This window comes from Weizmannia sp. WK01, from assembly GCF_025905465.1.
Classification (GTDB): domain Bacteria; phylum Bacillota; class Bacilli; order Bacillales; family Bacillaceae_C; genus Weizmannia; species Weizmannia faecalis.
This window is the reverse complement of record NZ_CP109616.1, coordinates 2,786,532-2,801,141: the sequence shown is the minus strand read 5'-3', so window position 1 is coordinate 2,801,141 and position 14,610 is coordinate 2,786,532. Positions and strand designations below refer to the sequence as shown.

The window sequence follows — 14,610 nt, the reverse complement described above, 5'->3', positions numbered from 1 at the left end:
AAAAAGGCATCCTAATGAACGGGTTTCCTTCTTTTTTGAGCCCCAAAGAGCGCAGAAAAAGCAAATTACCGGCGGATTGATTCGCTAATTTGTTTGACAAAACAGGGGTTTATTTTGTAAACTTTTTATAAAGATTATAAATTAAGAATGATAATTGTTAGAAAAGAGGTGCATGGCGGTGTCCGAGCAACAGTTGAATAAAGCACTGGAAACCTTGAAACAGTCGGGCGTTCGTATTACCCCTCAACGTCATGCGATATTGGAATACTTAATTGAATCCATGTCACATCCAACCGCCGATGAAATATATAAGGCTCTTGAGGGAAAATTCCCGAATATGAGTGTGGCTACCGTTTACAATAACTTGCGCGTTTTTAAGGAAATCGGATTGGTGCAGGAACTGACCTACGGCGATGCTTCAAGCCGTTTTGATTTTGTCACATCCAACCATTACCATATTATTTGTGAAGACTGCGGAAAGATTGTCGACTTTCACTATCCTGGCCTGGATGAAGTGGAACAGCTTGCCGCGCATGTGACCGGTTTTAAAGTAAGCCATCACCGTATGGAAATTTACGGTACCTGTCCGGAATGTATGAAAAAGCACAGTTACCTGGAAGCAAAATAAAGCGCAAATGCCGGCGAAATGGTTCGTCCGGTTCTTTTTTTGCGGCTTTAAACCGGGACCTGATAAACCGCAAGCAAGGTTTTTAAAAAGTTTTAGCGGTGCAACTTTATACACTTTTATGCAATAAATCCGGCTCTTCTTTCGTTGGGAGGCCGGATTTTTCATTAGTATTTATGCAATCGGTCAAAAATCCATTAAAATTCTGCTGCCACCCGGCCGGAGATGTTTAAGAAATTGGCAAGGGCCGGGTTTTGGTCTTCCTTCCGGTACGCAATGGACAAAACGGCATTTAACGGGTGCCCTTCAATCTCCCTGTACACAATATCGAGATTAAATAATTTTTCGGCTGTCCGTGGTAGCACCCCGATTCCAATTCCGGCTGTCACAAGGCCGACGACCATTTGGTACTCGGTGGCTTCCTGGACGATTTTCGGGCTGAAATCGGCGTCCTTGAAAAGAGACAGAAATTCATCATAAAGGCCCGGCCAAATATCACGCGACACAACGACAAACGGGACGTCCGCCAGATCCTCGATGCGGATTTTTTCCTTTTGGGCAAGCGGATGGTTTTTCGGCATTGAAAGGGCAGCCGCACCTGTCTGGATCTCAGCCGTTTCAATTAAAGGATCATGAATCGGCGGATGCAGCAGGCCGACATCGATTTCTTTCCGATGCAGCGCCCGAATCTGGTCCGGGGTTGACAACTCATGAAGGGAAACGGCCGTTTTCGGATATTTCAGCCGGAATTCCCGGACGATAGCCGGCAAAATGTCATAAGTCGCCGAACCGACAAAGCCGACTACCACATTCCCGAATTCCCCCCGCTCAGCCCGCTGTGCATTTTCCACTGCCCTGTCCAGCTGCTCAAGGACCTGCTTGGCCTCTTTTAAAAAAACTTTTCCCGGGATCGTCAGTTCAACATGACGTTTATTGCGGATAAAAAGGTCCACCCCGATTTCTTCTTCCAGCTGCCGGATTTGCTGGGAAAGCGGTGGCTGGGTCATTTGCAGCCGCTCTGCTGCTTTTCCGAAATGTAGTTCTTCCGCGACCGTTAAAAAATAATGAAGATGGCGCAGTTCCATCTGTATTTCCTCCTCCCTCATTGGGATTAATATTTATTATATATTATTTATAGCACAATAATATATTTTAAACATTTCCTCGTGTGGTGTAAAGTATAGATAGAAACAAGTTCGCTCAGCCTATAGATGAACGTTTTCCCCTGTAATAAACGGGGGAAAGTTCAAAATAGGGCTGTCCTTGGGAGTGGGAACTGTGGAAAAAAAGAATTCAAATCCAACCAATACGACGAAAAAAACAGCTGCAGACCTGGTTGTCGATTGCCTTGAAAAACAGGAAGTGCCGTACGTTTTCGGCATTCCGGGCGCAAAAATCGATGCCGTATTTGATGTACTGAAAGAACGCGGCCCGGAATTGATTGTATGCCGCCACGAACAAAATGCCGCTTTTATGGCCGCTGCTATCGGGCGTTTAACAGGAAAACCGGGTGTCTGCCTGGTAACGAGCGGGCCGGGGGCTTCCAACCTTGCCACCGGGCTTGCTACTGCGAATACGGAGTGCGATCCTGTCGTTGCAATCGCAGGAAACGTGCCACGCGCAGACAGGCTGAAAAAAACGCACCAGTCGATGGACAATGTATCCCTGTTTCAGCCGATTACAAAATACGCAGCGGAAGTGGTTCATCCGGATACAGTGCCGGAAGTGATGACAAATGCATTTCGTTCTGCCGCTTCGGCACAGGCAGGGGCAGCTTTTATCAGCTTTCCGCAGGATGTGCTGATGGAGCCGGCGTCTGTCAAAGCTTTGGGTCCGCTTGAAAGCCCGGAACTCGGGAAAGCAAATGAAGAAGCGATTAAAGAAGCTGTAAAAGCGATCCAGCATGCCAAATTGCCGGTCATTCTGGTCGGGATGCGTGCGAGCCGCCCGAAAGTCGTGAATGCGGTCCGGTCCCTCCTGAAAAAAATCGCATTGCCGGTTGTTGAAACATTCCAGGCGGCAGGCTTGATTTCAAGAGATTTGGAAGACCGTTTCTTCGGCCGCATCGGCTTGTTCCGCAACCAGCCGGGCGATATTTTGCTTGAGCATGCGGATGTGGTGCTTGCGATCGGTTACGATTCTGTTGAGTACGATCCGAAGTTTTGGAACAGCGAAGGGGAAAGAAAAATCATCCATCTCGATGAAATCCGCGCCGATATCGATCATGATTATCAGCCGGAAATCGAACTTGTCGGTGACATTTCAGCGAGCGTTGACAGCATCAAAGAACAGCTGGCCCGTTTAAATATGAGCAGTAAGTCCATGGAACTTTTGGAACATCTCCGCAACCAGCTGAATTTGCGCGACGAACCATCGGAAAAGGCGGATAAAAATCTTGTGCATCCGCTCCGGTTCATTCACGATTTGCGTTCGTTGATTGATGACCATGTGACCGTGACATGCGATGTCGGTTCCCATTATATTTGGATGGCGCGCCATTTCAGGGTATATGAACCGAACCGCCTGTTGTTTTCAAATGGCATGCAGACGCTCGGGGTTGCGCTTCCGTGGGCGATTGCCGCAACGCTTGTCAATCCGGATGAAAAAGTAATATCGATCTCCGGAGACGGCGGCTTCCTGTTCTCCGCCATGGAACTTGAAACGGCCGTCCGTTTAAAATCGCCGCTTGTGCATATCGTCTGGCGCGACGGCACGTACGACATGGTAGCGTTCCAGCAGCAAATGAAATACGGGCGCACATCGGGAGCGGACTTCGGCCCCGTTGATATTGTAAAACACGCGGAAAGTTACGGCGCAAAAGGCTTGCGGGTGAATGCACCTGATGAGCTGGTTTCTGTACTGAAGGAAGCGCTGGACTCAGAAGGCCCGGTCGTGGTCGATGTCCCGGTTGATTATAGCGACAACCTGGAACTGGCGAAAAAACTGCTGCCTAACCAATTGGTATAATCACTTACTAGCGGCGGGCAGCTGCTATAACTTGGACTCAGTCGGCACAAATTTTTCAGGATACGATAGAAAGAAGGGGTTTACCATGCGTACTGCTGCAGAAAATCAAAATACAGAGCAAATTTTAACAAGCCGGACCGATGAAGTATACCAATTGTCCACGATGACATCGCTTCTTGACGGCGTATACGAAAGCGACAAGACGTTTGCTGAATTAAAAAAGTTCGGCGATTTCGGCATCGGCACTTTCAACCATTTGGACGGGGAATTGATTGCCTTTGACAATGCGTTCTATCAGCTGAAGGACGGGACGGCAAAACGTGTACAGCCTGAAGACAAGTCACCGTTTTGCTCGCTTGCACATTTTTCGGAGGATATCACCTATACAGCTGAAGGTCCTCTAGCAAAACCCGAACTGGAAGACTTGATCAAAGATCTCGTCCGCAGCGAAAATTTATTTTATGCCATTCGTGTGGACGGTGTTTTTAAAAAAATGAACACAAGAACCGTCTCCTACCAGGAAAAACCGGTTCCCATGACGGAAGCGGTCAAATCCCAGCCGGTTTACTCGTTTGAAAATACAAAAGGAACGCTTGCTGGTTTTTGGACGCCGATGTTTGCACAAGGAATCGCGGTCGCCGGCTTCCACCTCCATTTTATTGACGACAAACGCACCGGCGGCGGCCATGTCTTTGACTATGTGCTTGACTACGGGACGATCCGGATCAGCAAAAAAACGCATATGCATCTGGAACTTCCGGAAACAGACGCTTTTTTAAATGCGAACCTTTCCCGCGCCAATTTGGCAGAGGAACTGGAAAAGACAGAAGGCTGAACGAAGGCGAAGACGGCCCGCATCCGGCGAAAACCGGATGCGGGTTTCTTCAAATTGGGCGGGGCTTGCCTGACTCCGGCAACCTAGGCTTTTTCATCTCCACCCCGCCTGTCACTTCTGCAATCGCTTACGATTATATGATTCGTCAAACGCTTTTCCCTCAAGCTCAGGATCCAGTGTCAGCGGCTCGTTGCAATGCATGCAAATATCTACCCGGCCCAGCATTTTTGTCGGCTTGCCGCAGCCCGGGCATACAACCTGCACCGCTTTCGTCGAGAGCATGCCGATCCAGAAATAAACCACTGTGCTCAATAAAATAAAGAACAGGCCGAACAGCATAAAAAGGGTTACAACAACCGGATGCGCCCGGAAAAACAGCCCGATATACATGACGATAAATCCGGAAAAAATCAAGCTTAAGGCAAATGTCCGAATTTTATTGATTTTGCTTGAATACTTTGCCAATACCATTCCCCCTTTCTTTTAATATAACATAACTGGCGAAAAAGGAAGGAATGCAATATACTGAAATTTGTTTCGAAAATTTGCAGGGGATTTCCCGGGATTTGCAGAAATACGTTCATAGAAAGCATGATGGAGGAATGACGCATGAGAGACATTTTAAGGCCGATTTACCAGGAAAGGGCAAGCCTTCCAAATACCCTTTCTGTCCTGTATATTGAAAAAAAGCCGGATGAAGATGCCGCAACCAATTTGTTCGACGCCATTCTCTTCATCATTGTCAAAGAGCAGGACCAGCCGCTCTACGTCAAGCATTACCGCTATGAAGACAAAAAAGCCGCCTTATATGTCGTGGCAGAGAACCAGTTGAAAGAGTGGATGCTGTACGGGACAAACAGCAATATATTTGAATGGATTACAGAAGGGCTGATCTTATTTGACCGGAATGAGTACATGGCACGTTTAAAAGATGAAGTAAGGGATTTTCCGTTTCATGAACGAAAGGTCAAAATCGGCACGGAATTTGCCAAATTGATCCGTCGGTATTTAAACGGGAAAGACTTCTTCAAACAGCGCCAGTACCTCGATGCCTATAATCACATCATTCACGCCTTGCACCATCTCGCCAGACTCGCGGTGATCGAAAACGGCTTTCACCCGGAAATAACCGTCTGGAACCAGGTAAAGCAAATTGATCTGCAAATCTTCAAGTTGTACGAAGAACTGGTAACAAGTGAAGAGTCGCTGGAAAAGCGCCTTGAACTGCTCTTTCTTGCGAGTGAATTCCACATTTATTCGAAGACATCGTTTGGCGCGCAGCATTTACTGGAACTGATGGAAGAACGGGAAGAATGGACAATTGACGAACTGCTTTTCCATCCAGGCCTTCAATCGTACAGTATTGACTTGCCTGTTCTGCTTGAATTTTTAATTGAAAAAAATATGATCGAGGAAATTACAGTGCCGACAAAGGGGCCTGAAATCTTCCATAGACGGTACCGGATTCCAAAAAAACAATAAAAAAATATCAAATTTAGTATTGACGCATAATAAATAACTTGGTATAGTTATATACGTCGCTGATGAACATGAAAGAGCAACGACGAAAGACGAAAAAAGTTATTGACAAAGACTTCGTTATGATGGTATAATAATTTAGTCACTGTCAAAACGGATTGTTCCTTGAAAACTGGACAAAACGAAACGTCAAATTCTTTTTGAGCTTTTATCAAACATCTTTACTGAGAGTTTGATCCTGGCTCAGGACGAACGCTGGCGGCGTGCCTAATACATGCAAGTCGTGCGGACCTTTTAAAAGCTTGCTTTTAAAAGGTTAGCGGCGGACGGGTGAGTAACACGTGGGCAACCTGCCTGTAAGATCGGGATAACGCCGGGAAACCGGGGCTAATACCGGATAGTTTTTTCCTCCGCATGGAGGAAAAAGGAAAGACGGCTTCGGCTGTCACTTACAGATGGGCCCGCGGCGCATTAGCTAGTTGGTGGGGTAACGGCTCACCAAGGCAACGATGCGTAGCCGACCTGAGAGGGTGATCGGCCACATTGGGACTGAGACACGGCCCAAACTCCTACGGGAGGCAGCAGTAGGGAATCTTCCGCAATGGACGAAAGTCTGACGGAGCAACGCCGCGTGAGTGAAGAAGGCCTTCGGGTCGTAAAACTCTGTTGCCGGGGAAGAACAAGTGCCGTTCGAACAGGGCGGCGCCTTGACGGTACCCGGCCAGAAAGCCACGGCTAACTACGTGCCAGCAGCCGCGGTAATACGTAGGTGGCAAGCGTTGTCCGGAATTATTGGGCGTAAAGCGCGCGCAGGCGGCTTCTTAAGTCTGATGTGAAATCTTGCGGCTCAACCGCAAGCGGTCATTGGAAACTGGGAGGCTTGAGTGCAGAAGAGGAGAGTGGAATTCCACGTGTAGCGGTGAAATGCGTAGAGATGTGGAGGAACACCAGTGGCGAAGGCGGCTCTCTGGTCTGTAACTGACGCTGAGGCGCGAAAGCGTGGGGAGCAAACAGGATTAGATACCCTGGTAGTCCACGCCGTAAACGATGAGTGCTAAGTGTTAGAGGGTTTCCGCCCTTTAGTGCTGCAGCTAACGCATTAAGCACTCCGCCTGGGGAGTACGGCCGCAAGGCTGAAACTCAAAGGAATTGACGGGGGCCCGCACAAGCGGTGGAGCATGTGGTTTAATTCGAAGCAACGCGAAGAACCTTACCAGGTCTTGACATCCTCTGACCTCCCTGGAGACAGGGCCTTCCCCTTCGGGGGACAGAGTGACAGGTGGTGCATGGTTGTCGTCAGCTCGTGTCGTGAGATGTTGGGTTAAGTCCCGCAACGAGCGCAACCCTTGACCTTAGTTGCCAGCATTCAGTTGGGCACTCTAAGGTGACTGCCGGTGACAAACCGGAGGAAGGTGGGGATGACGTCAAATCATCATGCCCCTTATGACCTGGGCTACACACGTGCTACAATGGATGGTACAAAGGGCTGCGAGACCGCGAGGTTAAGCCAATCCCAGAAAACCATTCCCAGTTCGGATTGCAGGCTGCAACCCGCCTGCATGAAGCCGGAATCGCTAGTAATCGCGGATCAGCATGCCGCGGTGAATACGTTCCCGGGCCTTGTACACACCGCCCGTCACACCACGAGAGTTTGTAACACCCGAAGTCGGTGAGGTAACCTTTATGGAGCCAGCCGCCGAAGGTGGGACAGATGATTGGGGTGAAGTCGTAACAAGGTAGCCGTATCGGAAGGTGCGGCTGGATCACCTCCTTTCTAAGGGGAAAAGCGTAGGGCGCTCGTTCATCGGTGTACGGATTTCGTAGTCTTCGACTGAGATAAAGGAAACACGATGAGCCTTAAAGGCGAATCGATGTTGACTTATCGTAGGGAGAAGACGTAGAAATACGCTAGCCGATAGCGCCCGGAGCTAGACAGAAAAGGAAAACTTCGTTTTCCACAATTAAGTTTGACGTTTCCGTTTTGTTCAGTTTTGAAGGTTCAATCCTTCAGTATGTGTTCTTTGAAAACCGGATAGGAGAAACAAACCAAGTAAACCGAGAATCGCTTATTTTTGGATTTAAACCTTTTTATGGTTAAGTTAGAAAGGGCGCACGGTGGATGCCTTGGCACTAGGAGCCGATGAAGGACGGTACAAACACCGATATGCTCCGGGGAGCTGTACGTAAGCTTTGATCCGGAGATTTCCGAATGGGGAAACCCCCTGTCTTTAATCGGACAGGATTCCTGCCTGAATCCATAGGGCAGGAAGGGCACACCCGGGGAACTGAAACATCTCAGTACCCGGAGGAAGAGAAAGCAATTGCGATTTCCCAAGTAGCGGCGAGCGAACAGGAAACAGCCCAAACCGGAAGGCTTGCCTTCCGGGGTTGTAGGACACTCATATGGGAGTTACAAAAGAACGGGGTAAGTGAAGCGGCCTGGAAAGGCCTGCCGGAGAAGGTAAAAGCCCTGTAACTGACACTTCGTTCTCTCCCGAGTGGATCCTGAGTACGGCGGGACACGAGGAATCCCGCCGGAATCCGGGAGGACCATCTCCCAAGGCTAAATACTCCCTAGTGACCGATAGTGAACTAGTACCGTGAGGGAAAGGTGAAAAGCACCCCGGGAGGGGAGTGAAAGAGATCCTGAAACCGTGTGCCTACAAGTAGTCAGAGCCCGTTAACGGGTGATGGCGTGCCTTTTGTAGAATGAACCGGCGAGTTACGGTCTCATGCAAGGTTAAGCTGAAGAAGCGGAGCCGCAGCGAAAGCGAGTCTGAACAGGGCGAAAGAGTATGAGGCCGCAGACCCGAAACCAGGTGATCTACCCATGTCCAGGGTGAAGGCAAGGTAACACTTGCTGGAGGCCCGAACCCACGCACGTTGAAAAGTGCGGGGATGAGGTGTGGGTAGCGGAGAAATTCCAATCGAACTTGGAGATAGCTGGTTCTCTCCGAAATAGCTTTAGGGCTAGCCTCAAGCGAAGAGTTTTGGAGGTAGAGCACTGTTTGGACGAGGGGCCCTCATCGGGTTACCGAATTCAGACAAACTCCGAATGCCAAAAACTTATGCTTGGGAGTCAGACTGTGAGTGATAAGATCCATGGTCGAAAGGGAAACAGCCCAGACCGCCAGCTAAGGTCCCAAAGTATACGTTAAGTGGAAAAGGATGTGGCGTTGCTTAGACAACCAGGATGTTGGCTTAGAAGCAGCCATCATTCAAAGAGTGCGTAATAGCTCACTGGTCGAGTGACGCTGCGCCGAAAATGTACCGGGGCTAAACGTATCACCGAAGCTGCGGATGGACACCATTTGGTGTCCGTGGTAGGAGAGCGTTCTAAGGGCGTTGAAGCCGGACCGGAAGGACCGGTGGAGTGCTTAGAAGTGAGAATGCCGGTATGAGTAGCGAAAGAAGGGTGAGAATCCCTTCCACCGAATGCCTAAGGTTTCCTGAGGAAGGCTCGTCCGCTCAGGGTTAGTCGGGGCCTAAGCCGAGGCCGAAAGGCGTAGGCGATGGACAACAGGTTGATATTCCTGTACCGCCTCTTCACCGTTTGAACGATGGGGGGACGCAGGAGGATAGGGCAAGCGCGACACTGGTTGATCGCGTCCAAGCAGTTAGGCCGGTGCGGAGGCAAATCCTTCGCGCCAAGGCGGAGCTGTGATGGCGAGGGAAATTTTAGTACCGAAGTTCCTGATTCCACACTGCCAAGAAAAGCCTCTAGTGAGGTGAAAGGCGCCCGTACCGCAAACCGACACAGGTAGGCGAGGAGAGAATCCTAAGGTGAGCGAGAGAACTCTCGTTAAGGAACTCGGCAAAATGACCCCGTAACTTCGGGAGAAGGGGTGCTTTTTGGGGTGTATGCCCCGGGAAGCCGCAGTGAATAGGCCCAGGCGACTGTTTAGCAAAAACACAGGTCTCTGCGAAGCCGCAAGGCGAAGTATAGGGGCTGACACCTGCCCGGTGCTGGAAGGTTAAGGAGAGGGGTTAGCCGTAAGGCGAAGCTCTGAACTGAAGCCCCAGTAAACGGCGGCCGTAACTATAACGGTCCTAAGGTAGCGAAATTCCTTGTCAGGTAAGTTCTGACCCGCACGAAAGGTGTAACGATCTGGGCACTGTCTCAACGAGAGACTCGGTGAAATTATAGTACCTGTGAAGATGCAGGTTACCCGCGACAGGACGGAAAGACCCCATGGAGCTTTACTGCAGCCTGATATTGAATTTCGGTACAGCTTGTACAGGATAGGTAGGAGCCTTGGAAACCGGAGCGCCAGCTTCGGCGGAGGCATCGGTGGGATACTACCCTGGCTGTATTGAAATTCTAACCCGCACCCCTTACCGGGGTGGGAGACAGTGTCAGGCAGGCAGTTTGACTGGGGCGGTCGCCTCCTAAAAGGTAACGGAGGCGCCCAAAGGTTCCCTCAGAATGGTTGGAAATCATTCGCAGAGTGTAAAGGCATAAGGGAGCTTGACTGCGAGACTTACAAGTCGAGCAGGGACGAAAGTCGGGCTTAGTGATCCGGTGGTTCCGCATGGAAGGGCCATCGCTCAACGGATAAAAGCTACCCTGGGGATAACAGGCTGATCTCCCCCAAGAGTCCACATCGACGGGGAGGTTTGGCACCTCGATGTCGGCTCATCGCATCCTGGGGCTGTAGTCGGTCCCAAGGGTTGGGCTGTTCGCCCATTAAAGCGGTACGCGAGCTGGGTTCAGAACGTCGTGAGACAGTTCGGTCCCTATCCGTCGCGGGCGCAGGAAATTTGAGAGGAGCTGTCCTTAGTACGAGAGGACCGGGATGGACGCACCGCTGGTGTACCAGTTGTCTTGCCAAAGGCATCGCTGGGTAGCTATGTGCGGAAGGGATAAGTGCTGAAAGCATCTAAGCATGAAGCCCCCCTCAAGATGAGATTTCCCACAGTTTATACTGGTAAGATCCCTGAAAGATGATCAGGTTGATAGGTCCGGGGTGGAAGCGCGGCGACGCGTGGAGCTGACGGATACTAATCGATCGAGGACTTAACCAAATAGAAAAGTGAAGGCCGCCTTGAAAAAGGTGCGCTGGAGCTAGACAATTCTCAAAGTTAGAAGTAAAAACGCATTCTCCGTTTACAGTTTTTTCTCCCATCCGGTTTTCAGGGAATCACATAATTCCTGTTGATAAGAAATGAAAACTTTGTTATAATGATTTTTGTCATTAAGGTCCGGTGGCGATGGCGGAAAGGTCACACCCGTTCCCATCCCGAACACGGAAGTTAAGCTTTCCAGCGCCGATGGTAGTTGGGGGTTTCCCCCTGCGAGAGTAGGACGCTGCCGGGCTTGTATTCCGCAGTAGCTCAGTGGTAGAGCAATCGGCTGTTAACCGATCGGTCGTAGGTTCGAATCCTACCTGCGGAGCCATCATGGAGAGCTGTCCGAGAGGCCGAAGGAGCACGATTGGAAATCGTGTAGGCGGCTAAAAGCTGTCTCAAGGGTTCGAATCCCTTGCTCTCCGTCATGATCCATATGGCCCGTTGGTCAAGCGGTTAAGACACCGCCCTTTCACGGCGGTAACACGGGTTCGAATCCCGTACGGGTCATCATTATAACTGGAGGATTAGCTCAGCTGGGAGAGCGTCTGCCTTACAAGCAGAGGGTCGGCGGTTCGATCCCGTCATCCTCCACCATTTTATCATCGCGGGGTGGAGCAGTCTGGTAGCTCGTCGGGCTCATAACCCGAAGGTCGCAGGTTCAAATCCTGCCCCCGCAATTTACATATAAAGGTCCCGTAGTGTAGCGGTTATCACGCCTGCCTGTCACGCAGGAGATCGCGGGTTCGATTCCCGTCGGGACCGCCATCCATTTTACATAATTGTGGCTCGGTAGCTCAGTCGGTAGAGCAAAGGACTGAAAATCCTTGTGTCGGCGGTTCGATTCCGTCCCGAGCCACCATTTGGCCGGTCTAGCTCAATTGGTAGAGCAACTGACTTGTAATCAGTAGGTTGGGGGTTCAAGTCCTCTGGCCGGCACCACGCAATATGGAGGGGTAGCGAAGTGGCTAAACGCGGCGGACTGTAAATCCGCTCCCTCAGGGTTCGGCGGTTCGAATCCGTCCCCCTCCATTTTTTAAAGGGGCATAGTTTAAAGGTAGAACAGAGGTCTCCAAAACCTCCAGTGTGGGTTCGATTCCTACTGCCCCTGCCATTATGATGGCGGTTGTGGCGAAGTGGTTAACGCACCGGATTGTGGCTCCGGCATTCGTGGGTTCGATTCCCACCATCCGCCCCATATTTATTGGGCCATAGCCAAGCGGTAAGGCAACGGACTTTGACTCCGTCATGCGCTGGTTCGAATCCAGCTGGCCCAGTATGCGGAAGTAGTTCAGTGGTAGAACATCACCTTGCCAAGGTGGGGGTCGCGGGTTCGAATCCCGTCTTCCGCTCCATTGATGGCGGCATAGCCAAGAGGTAAGGCAGAGGTCTGCAAAACCTTTATCACCGGTTCGATTCCGGTTGCCGCCTCCATCATATCATGCCGGTGTGGCGGAATTGGCAGACGCGCACGACTCAAAATCGTGTTCCTTCGGGAGTGTCGGTTCGACCCCGACCACCGGTATAATAGCATCACATTGAAAGCTGATGCCAAATGGAACGCTTCTCAAGATAAAGAGAAGCGTTTTTTTATTGCAATTATATTATTGAAGCCGAGGCCAATTTAAGTGGCTGCTTGAAAGCGTACACTTGTGAGTATCTATAGTTGTTTAACTTGTACAAAAAGGGAATTGATCTAATAAGAAAGGTTTGGAAATACTATCTTAGATTTTCCTTTTATAATGAGAACAGAACTGGGCAGCCTACTATTTACTAGGGTTGTTTTTTCTTTTTTTTACCGTAATCGTCCCATCTTTTTCAAGATAGGCCTGGTCAATTTCATCAAGCAAAAATACGCCCTGCTTTCTCAATAACTCCGACAGTTGATTCATATCAATTTTATTTTTTTTCAGTACGACTTTGTTAATTTTTCCTTTATCGATAATCACCGTTTTATCCCCGATAAGGAATTTTTCCAGTTTATCATAGCGATAAATGAGGATGTCAAAAATGATTTTAATGATGACCTAAACAGAAAGCATCACAAGAATGTAGTACCATTTTACACTTGGGTCATAAAGGCCGTTGCCGACGATTTCAGACAGCATTATGCTCCAGATGAAGTCGATTGGCGTAAGGTTTGAAATGCTTTTGGCGCCGGTACATTTTAGACAAAAAATGAGCGCAAGAAAGCCCATAATCAATTTTAATAAGTCCATGCCAATTTGCATCGCTAACCCCCTCCTTTAAAAGGTCCGGTTTTCTCTCGATTGTTCACTTTTACGGGGCTTTCCAACGATTGATCCAGTTATGCATACTGCTTCAACAAGCAGTCTATTTTCCATTTCGCCAACTTCATGAAGTTTGGATACCAATGCTCTTTCTGCTGCTTCTATTGGGAAGCTTGTACCCGAAACACCCAACGCCCATGGGTCCGATCATACGAGCACTGTTTTTCATTGCATTTTCCCTTAATTTCAGTATCATAAACGAACGTTCTCATCATTGGGATACACCGGACAGGTTAGGCAAATCATTTTGTTTTGGGAATCTGTTATTTTACAATAGATCTATCTTCACGAGTAGAAGGAAAGGAAGCGGACAATGGGTAGTCAAAAAAAGTTGAATGACGTTGCATTTTCGGTTTTAGATTTGATCCCCGTTTTATCTGGAAAGACACCGGCAGATTCGTTTAAAAATAGCCTAAGCCTCGCACAGCATGTTGAAAATTGGGGCTACAAACGATACTGGCTCGCGGAGCACCATAATATGGTGGGAGTAGCCAGCTCTGCAACGGCTGTTTTAGTCGGGTATATAGCGGCAGGGACGAAAACCATCCGTGTCGGGTCTGGCGGTGTGATGCTTCCAAATCATGCACCGCTTGTCGTGGCTGAGCAGTTTGGAACACTGGGTTCCATCTATCCAGGCAGAATTGATCTCGGCCTTGGCCGTGCGCCGGGTACAGACCAATTGACAGCTGCGGCGCTCAGAAGGAATTTAAGGGGCGGGGAAATGGATTTTCCGGATAATGTCCAAGAACTGATGAACTATTTTCTCTCGGATAAAGAACGCAGGACGTATGCACGGGCCGTCGTGGCAGAAGGGGTGGATGTTCCGGTTTGGCTTCTTGGGTCAAGTACATACAGTGCCACACTTGCTGCCAGGCTCGGCCTGCCGTTTTCGTTTGCAAGCCATTTTGCACCAGCGCAATTGTTTGATGCTTTATACCTTTATCGGGAGAACTTCAAACCGTCCAAGTATTTGCAAAAGCCATATGTGATTGCGTGTGTGAATGGCGTAGCAGCTGACACAGATGCAGAAGCAGAAAGGATCGCAACAAGCCTGTACCAGTTTTTCCTCGGCGTTATCCGTGGAAAATCGCAGACGCTGCAGCCGCCTGTCGATAGCATGAACGGGATTTGGACTCCGTTTGAAAAAGAAGCGGCATTGCGTCAGCTTGAATATGCTTTTATCGGTTCAAAACAGACAATCAAAGAGAAAATGGAAGAATTTTTGGATGATACACAGGTCGATGAGTTGATGTTTGTATCGCATATTTACAACCATGAAGAGCGGCTGCGGTCTTATGAGATCCTAAGTGAACTGAAGGAAGATCATATGTGAATAGGGGAGCTGT

9 protein-coding genes, 15 tRNA genes and 3 rRNA genes are annotated in these 14,610 nt (G+C 49.4%); 23 read left to right on the top strand and 4 right to left on the bottom strand.

Features of this window, described 5'->3' with window-relative positions:
* The first annotated feature begins 178 nt into the window (after positions 1-178).
* Complete coding sequence (gene perR, locus OF158_RS13510; RefSeq protein WP_014097390.1) at positions 179-628, top strand: peroxide-responsive transcriptional repressor PerR; 450 nt, start codon at positions 179-181, stop codon at positions 626-628.
* Between the two features lie 194 nt (positions 629-822).
* Here perR and alsR read toward each other — a convergent pair whose 3' ends face one another.
* The gene (gene alsR, locus OF158_RS13505; RefSeq protein ID WP_014097391.1) at positions 823-1,710 is read right to left on the bottom strand and encodes an acetoin biosynthesis transcriptional regulator AlsR; all 888 of its coding nucleotides are present in this window, start codon (positions 1,708-1,710) and stop codon (positions 823-825) included.
* Positions 1,711-1,903: 193 nt separating this feature from the next.
* On the opposite strand from alsR, the gene alsS reads away from it, so the two are divergent.
* Together alsS and budA are read left to right on the top strand one after the other, a co-directional pair.
* A complete protein-coding gene (alsS, locus tag OF158_RS13500; protein ID WP_035183899.1) occupies positions 1,904-3,592 on the top strand; it encodes an acetolactate synthase AlsS in 1,689 nt (562 codons plus the stop codon).
* An 85-nt stretch (positions 3,593-3,677) separates the two neighbouring features.
* On the top strand, positions 3,678-4,427 hold the full coding sequence (gene budA, locus OF158_RS13495) for an acetolactate decarboxylase (RefSeq protein WP_017551385.1): 750 nt from the start codon (positions 3,678-3,680) through the stop codon (positions 4,425-4,427).
* Positions 4,428-4,538: 111 nt separating this feature from the next.
* Here the strand turns inward: budA and OF158_RS13490 are convergent, their stop codons facing one another.
* Positions 4,539-4,898, bottom strand: coding sequence for a YgzB family protein (locus OF158_RS13490; RefSeq protein WP_035183901.1), 360 nt, complete (start codon positions 4,896-4,898; stop codon positions 4,539-4,541).
* A gap of 138 nt (positions 4,899-5,036) precedes the next feature.
* Here OF158_RS13490 and OF158_RS13485 point away from each other — a divergent pair, with 138 nt between their 5' ends.
* The 19 genes from OF158_RS13485 to OF158_RS13395 all read left to right on the top strand — a co-directional run bounded on the left by OF158_RS13485 (position 5,037) and on the right by OF158_RS13395 (position 12,498).
* Positions 5,037-5,909 carry a nucleotidyltransferase-like protein gene (locus OF158_RS13485; protein WP_017551383.1) on the top strand — a complete coding sequence of 291 codons (873 nt, stop codon included), beginning with the start codon at positions 5,037-5,039 and terminating at the stop codon, positions 5,907-5,909.
* A gap of 217 nt (positions 5,910-6,126) precedes the next feature.
* Positions 6,127-7,680, top strand: a 16S ribosomal RNA gene (locus OF158_RS13480).
* 318 nt (positions 7,681-7,998) lie between these two features.
* Positions 7,999-10,931, top strand: a 23S ribosomal RNA gene (locus tag OF158_RS13475).
* A 176-nt stretch (positions 10,932-11,107) separates the two neighbouring features.
* Positions 11,108-11,223, top strand: a 5S ribosomal RNA gene (gene rrf, locus OF158_RS13470).
* The 16S, 23S and 5S rRNA genes sit together here with 15 tRNA genes alongside, the layout of an rRNA operon.
* Positions 11,224-11,229: 6 nt before the next feature.
* Positions 11,230-11,304: transfer RNA gene (locus tag OF158_RS13465), tRNA-Asn, on the top strand.
* A gap of 4 nt (positions 11,305-11,308) precedes the next feature.
* Positions 11,309-11,398, top strand: a tRNA-Ser gene (locus OF158_RS13460).
* Between the two features lie 13 nt (positions 11,399-11,411).
* Positions 11,412-11,483, top strand: a tRNA-Glu gene (locus OF158_RS13455).
* Between the two features lie 11 nt (positions 11,484-11,494).
* Positions 11,495-11,570 (top strand) — tRNA-Val (locus tag OF158_RS13450).
* 9 nt (positions 11,571-11,579) lie between these two features.
* Positions 11,580-11,653, top strand: a tRNA-Met gene (locus OF158_RS13445).
* 12 nt (positions 11,654-11,665) lie between these two features.
* A tRNA-Asp gene (locus OF158_RS13440) sits at positions 11,666-11,741 on the top strand.
* 18 nt (positions 11,742-11,759) lie between these two features.
* Positions 11,760-11,835, top strand: a tRNA-Phe gene (locus tag OF158_RS13435).
* A gap of 4 nt (positions 11,836-11,839) precedes the next feature.
* A tRNA-Thr gene (locus OF158_RS13430) sits at positions 11,840-11,915 on the top strand.
* 8 nt (positions 11,916-11,923) lie between these two features.
* Positions 11,924-12,005, top strand: a tRNA-Tyr gene (locus OF158_RS13425).
* Between the two features lie 8 nt (positions 12,006-12,013).
* Positions 12,014-12,087 (top strand) — tRNA-Trp (locus tag OF158_RS13420).
* An 8-nt stretch (positions 12,088-12,095) separates the two neighbouring features.
* A tRNA-His gene (locus OF158_RS13415) sits at positions 12,096-12,171 on the top strand.
* A 7-nt stretch (positions 12,172-12,178) separates the two neighbouring features.
* Positions 12,179-12,250: transfer RNA gene (locus OF158_RS13410), tRNA-Gln, on the top strand.
* Positions 12,251-12,253: 3 nt separating this feature from the next.
* A tRNA-Gly gene (locus tag OF158_RS13405) sits at positions 12,254-12,328 on the top strand.
* Between the two features lie 5 nt (positions 12,329-12,333).
* Positions 12,334-12,407 (top strand) — tRNA-Cys (locus tag OF158_RS13400).
* Positions 12,408-12,416: 9 nt separating this feature from the next.
* Positions 12,417-12,498 (top strand) — tRNA-Leu (locus OF158_RS13395).
* A gap of 241 nt (positions 12,499-12,739) precedes the next feature.
* Here the strand turns inward: OF158_RS13395 and OF158_RS13390 are convergent.
* Positions 12,740-12,952, bottom strand: a complete 213-nt coding sequence (locus tag OF158_RS13390; RefSeq protein ID WP_267471905.1) for a YetF domain-containing protein — start codon at positions 12,950-12,952, stop codon at positions 12,740-12,742.
* A gap of 48 nt (positions 12,953-13,000) precedes the next feature.
* Positions 13,001-13,204: a DUF421 domain-containing protein gene (locus tag OF158_RS13385; RefSeq protein ID WP_017550138.1), complete on the bottom strand. Its 204-nt coding sequence runs from the start codon at positions 13,202-13,204 to the stop codon at positions 13,001-13,003.
* A gap of 373 nt (positions 13,205-13,577) precedes the next feature.
* Between OF158_RS13385 and OF158_RS13380 the strand changes: the two genes are divergently transcribed.
* Positions 13,578-14,597: an LLM class flavin-dependent oxidoreductase gene (locus tag OF158_RS13380; RefSeq protein WP_017550137.1), complete on the top strand. Its 1,020-nt coding sequence runs from the start codon at positions 13,578-13,580 to the stop codon at positions 14,595-14,597.
* The last annotated feature ends 13 nt before the right edge of the window (positions 14,598-14,610 follow it).

Excerpts from the sequence above, each read along its gene's own strand:
- alsR (WP_014097391.1), bottom strand. The coding sequence starts at position 1,710 with ATGGAACTGCGCCATCTTCATTATTTTTTAACGGTCGCGGAAGAACTA.
- budA (WP_017551385.1), top strand. The coding sequence starts at position 3,678 with ATGCGTACTGCTGCAGAAAATCAAAATACAGAGCAAATTTTAACAAGC.
- OF158_RS13490 (WP_035183901.1), bottom strand. The coding sequence starts at position 4,898 with ATGGTATTGGCAAAGTATTCAAGCAAAATCAATAAAATTCGGACATTT.
- OF158_RS13485 (WP_017551383.1), top strand. The coding sequence starts at position 5,037 with ATGAGAGACATTTTAAGGCCGATTTACCAGGAAAGGGCAAGCCTTCCA.
- OF158_RS13385 (WP_017550138.1), bottom strand. The coding sequence starts at position 13,204 with ATGCAAATTGGCATGGACTTATTAAAATTGATTATGGGCTTTCTTGCG.
- OF158_RS13380 (WP_017550137.1), top strand. The coding sequence starts at position 13,578 with ATGGGTAGTCAAAAAAAGTTGAATGACGTTGCATTTTCGGTTTTAGAT.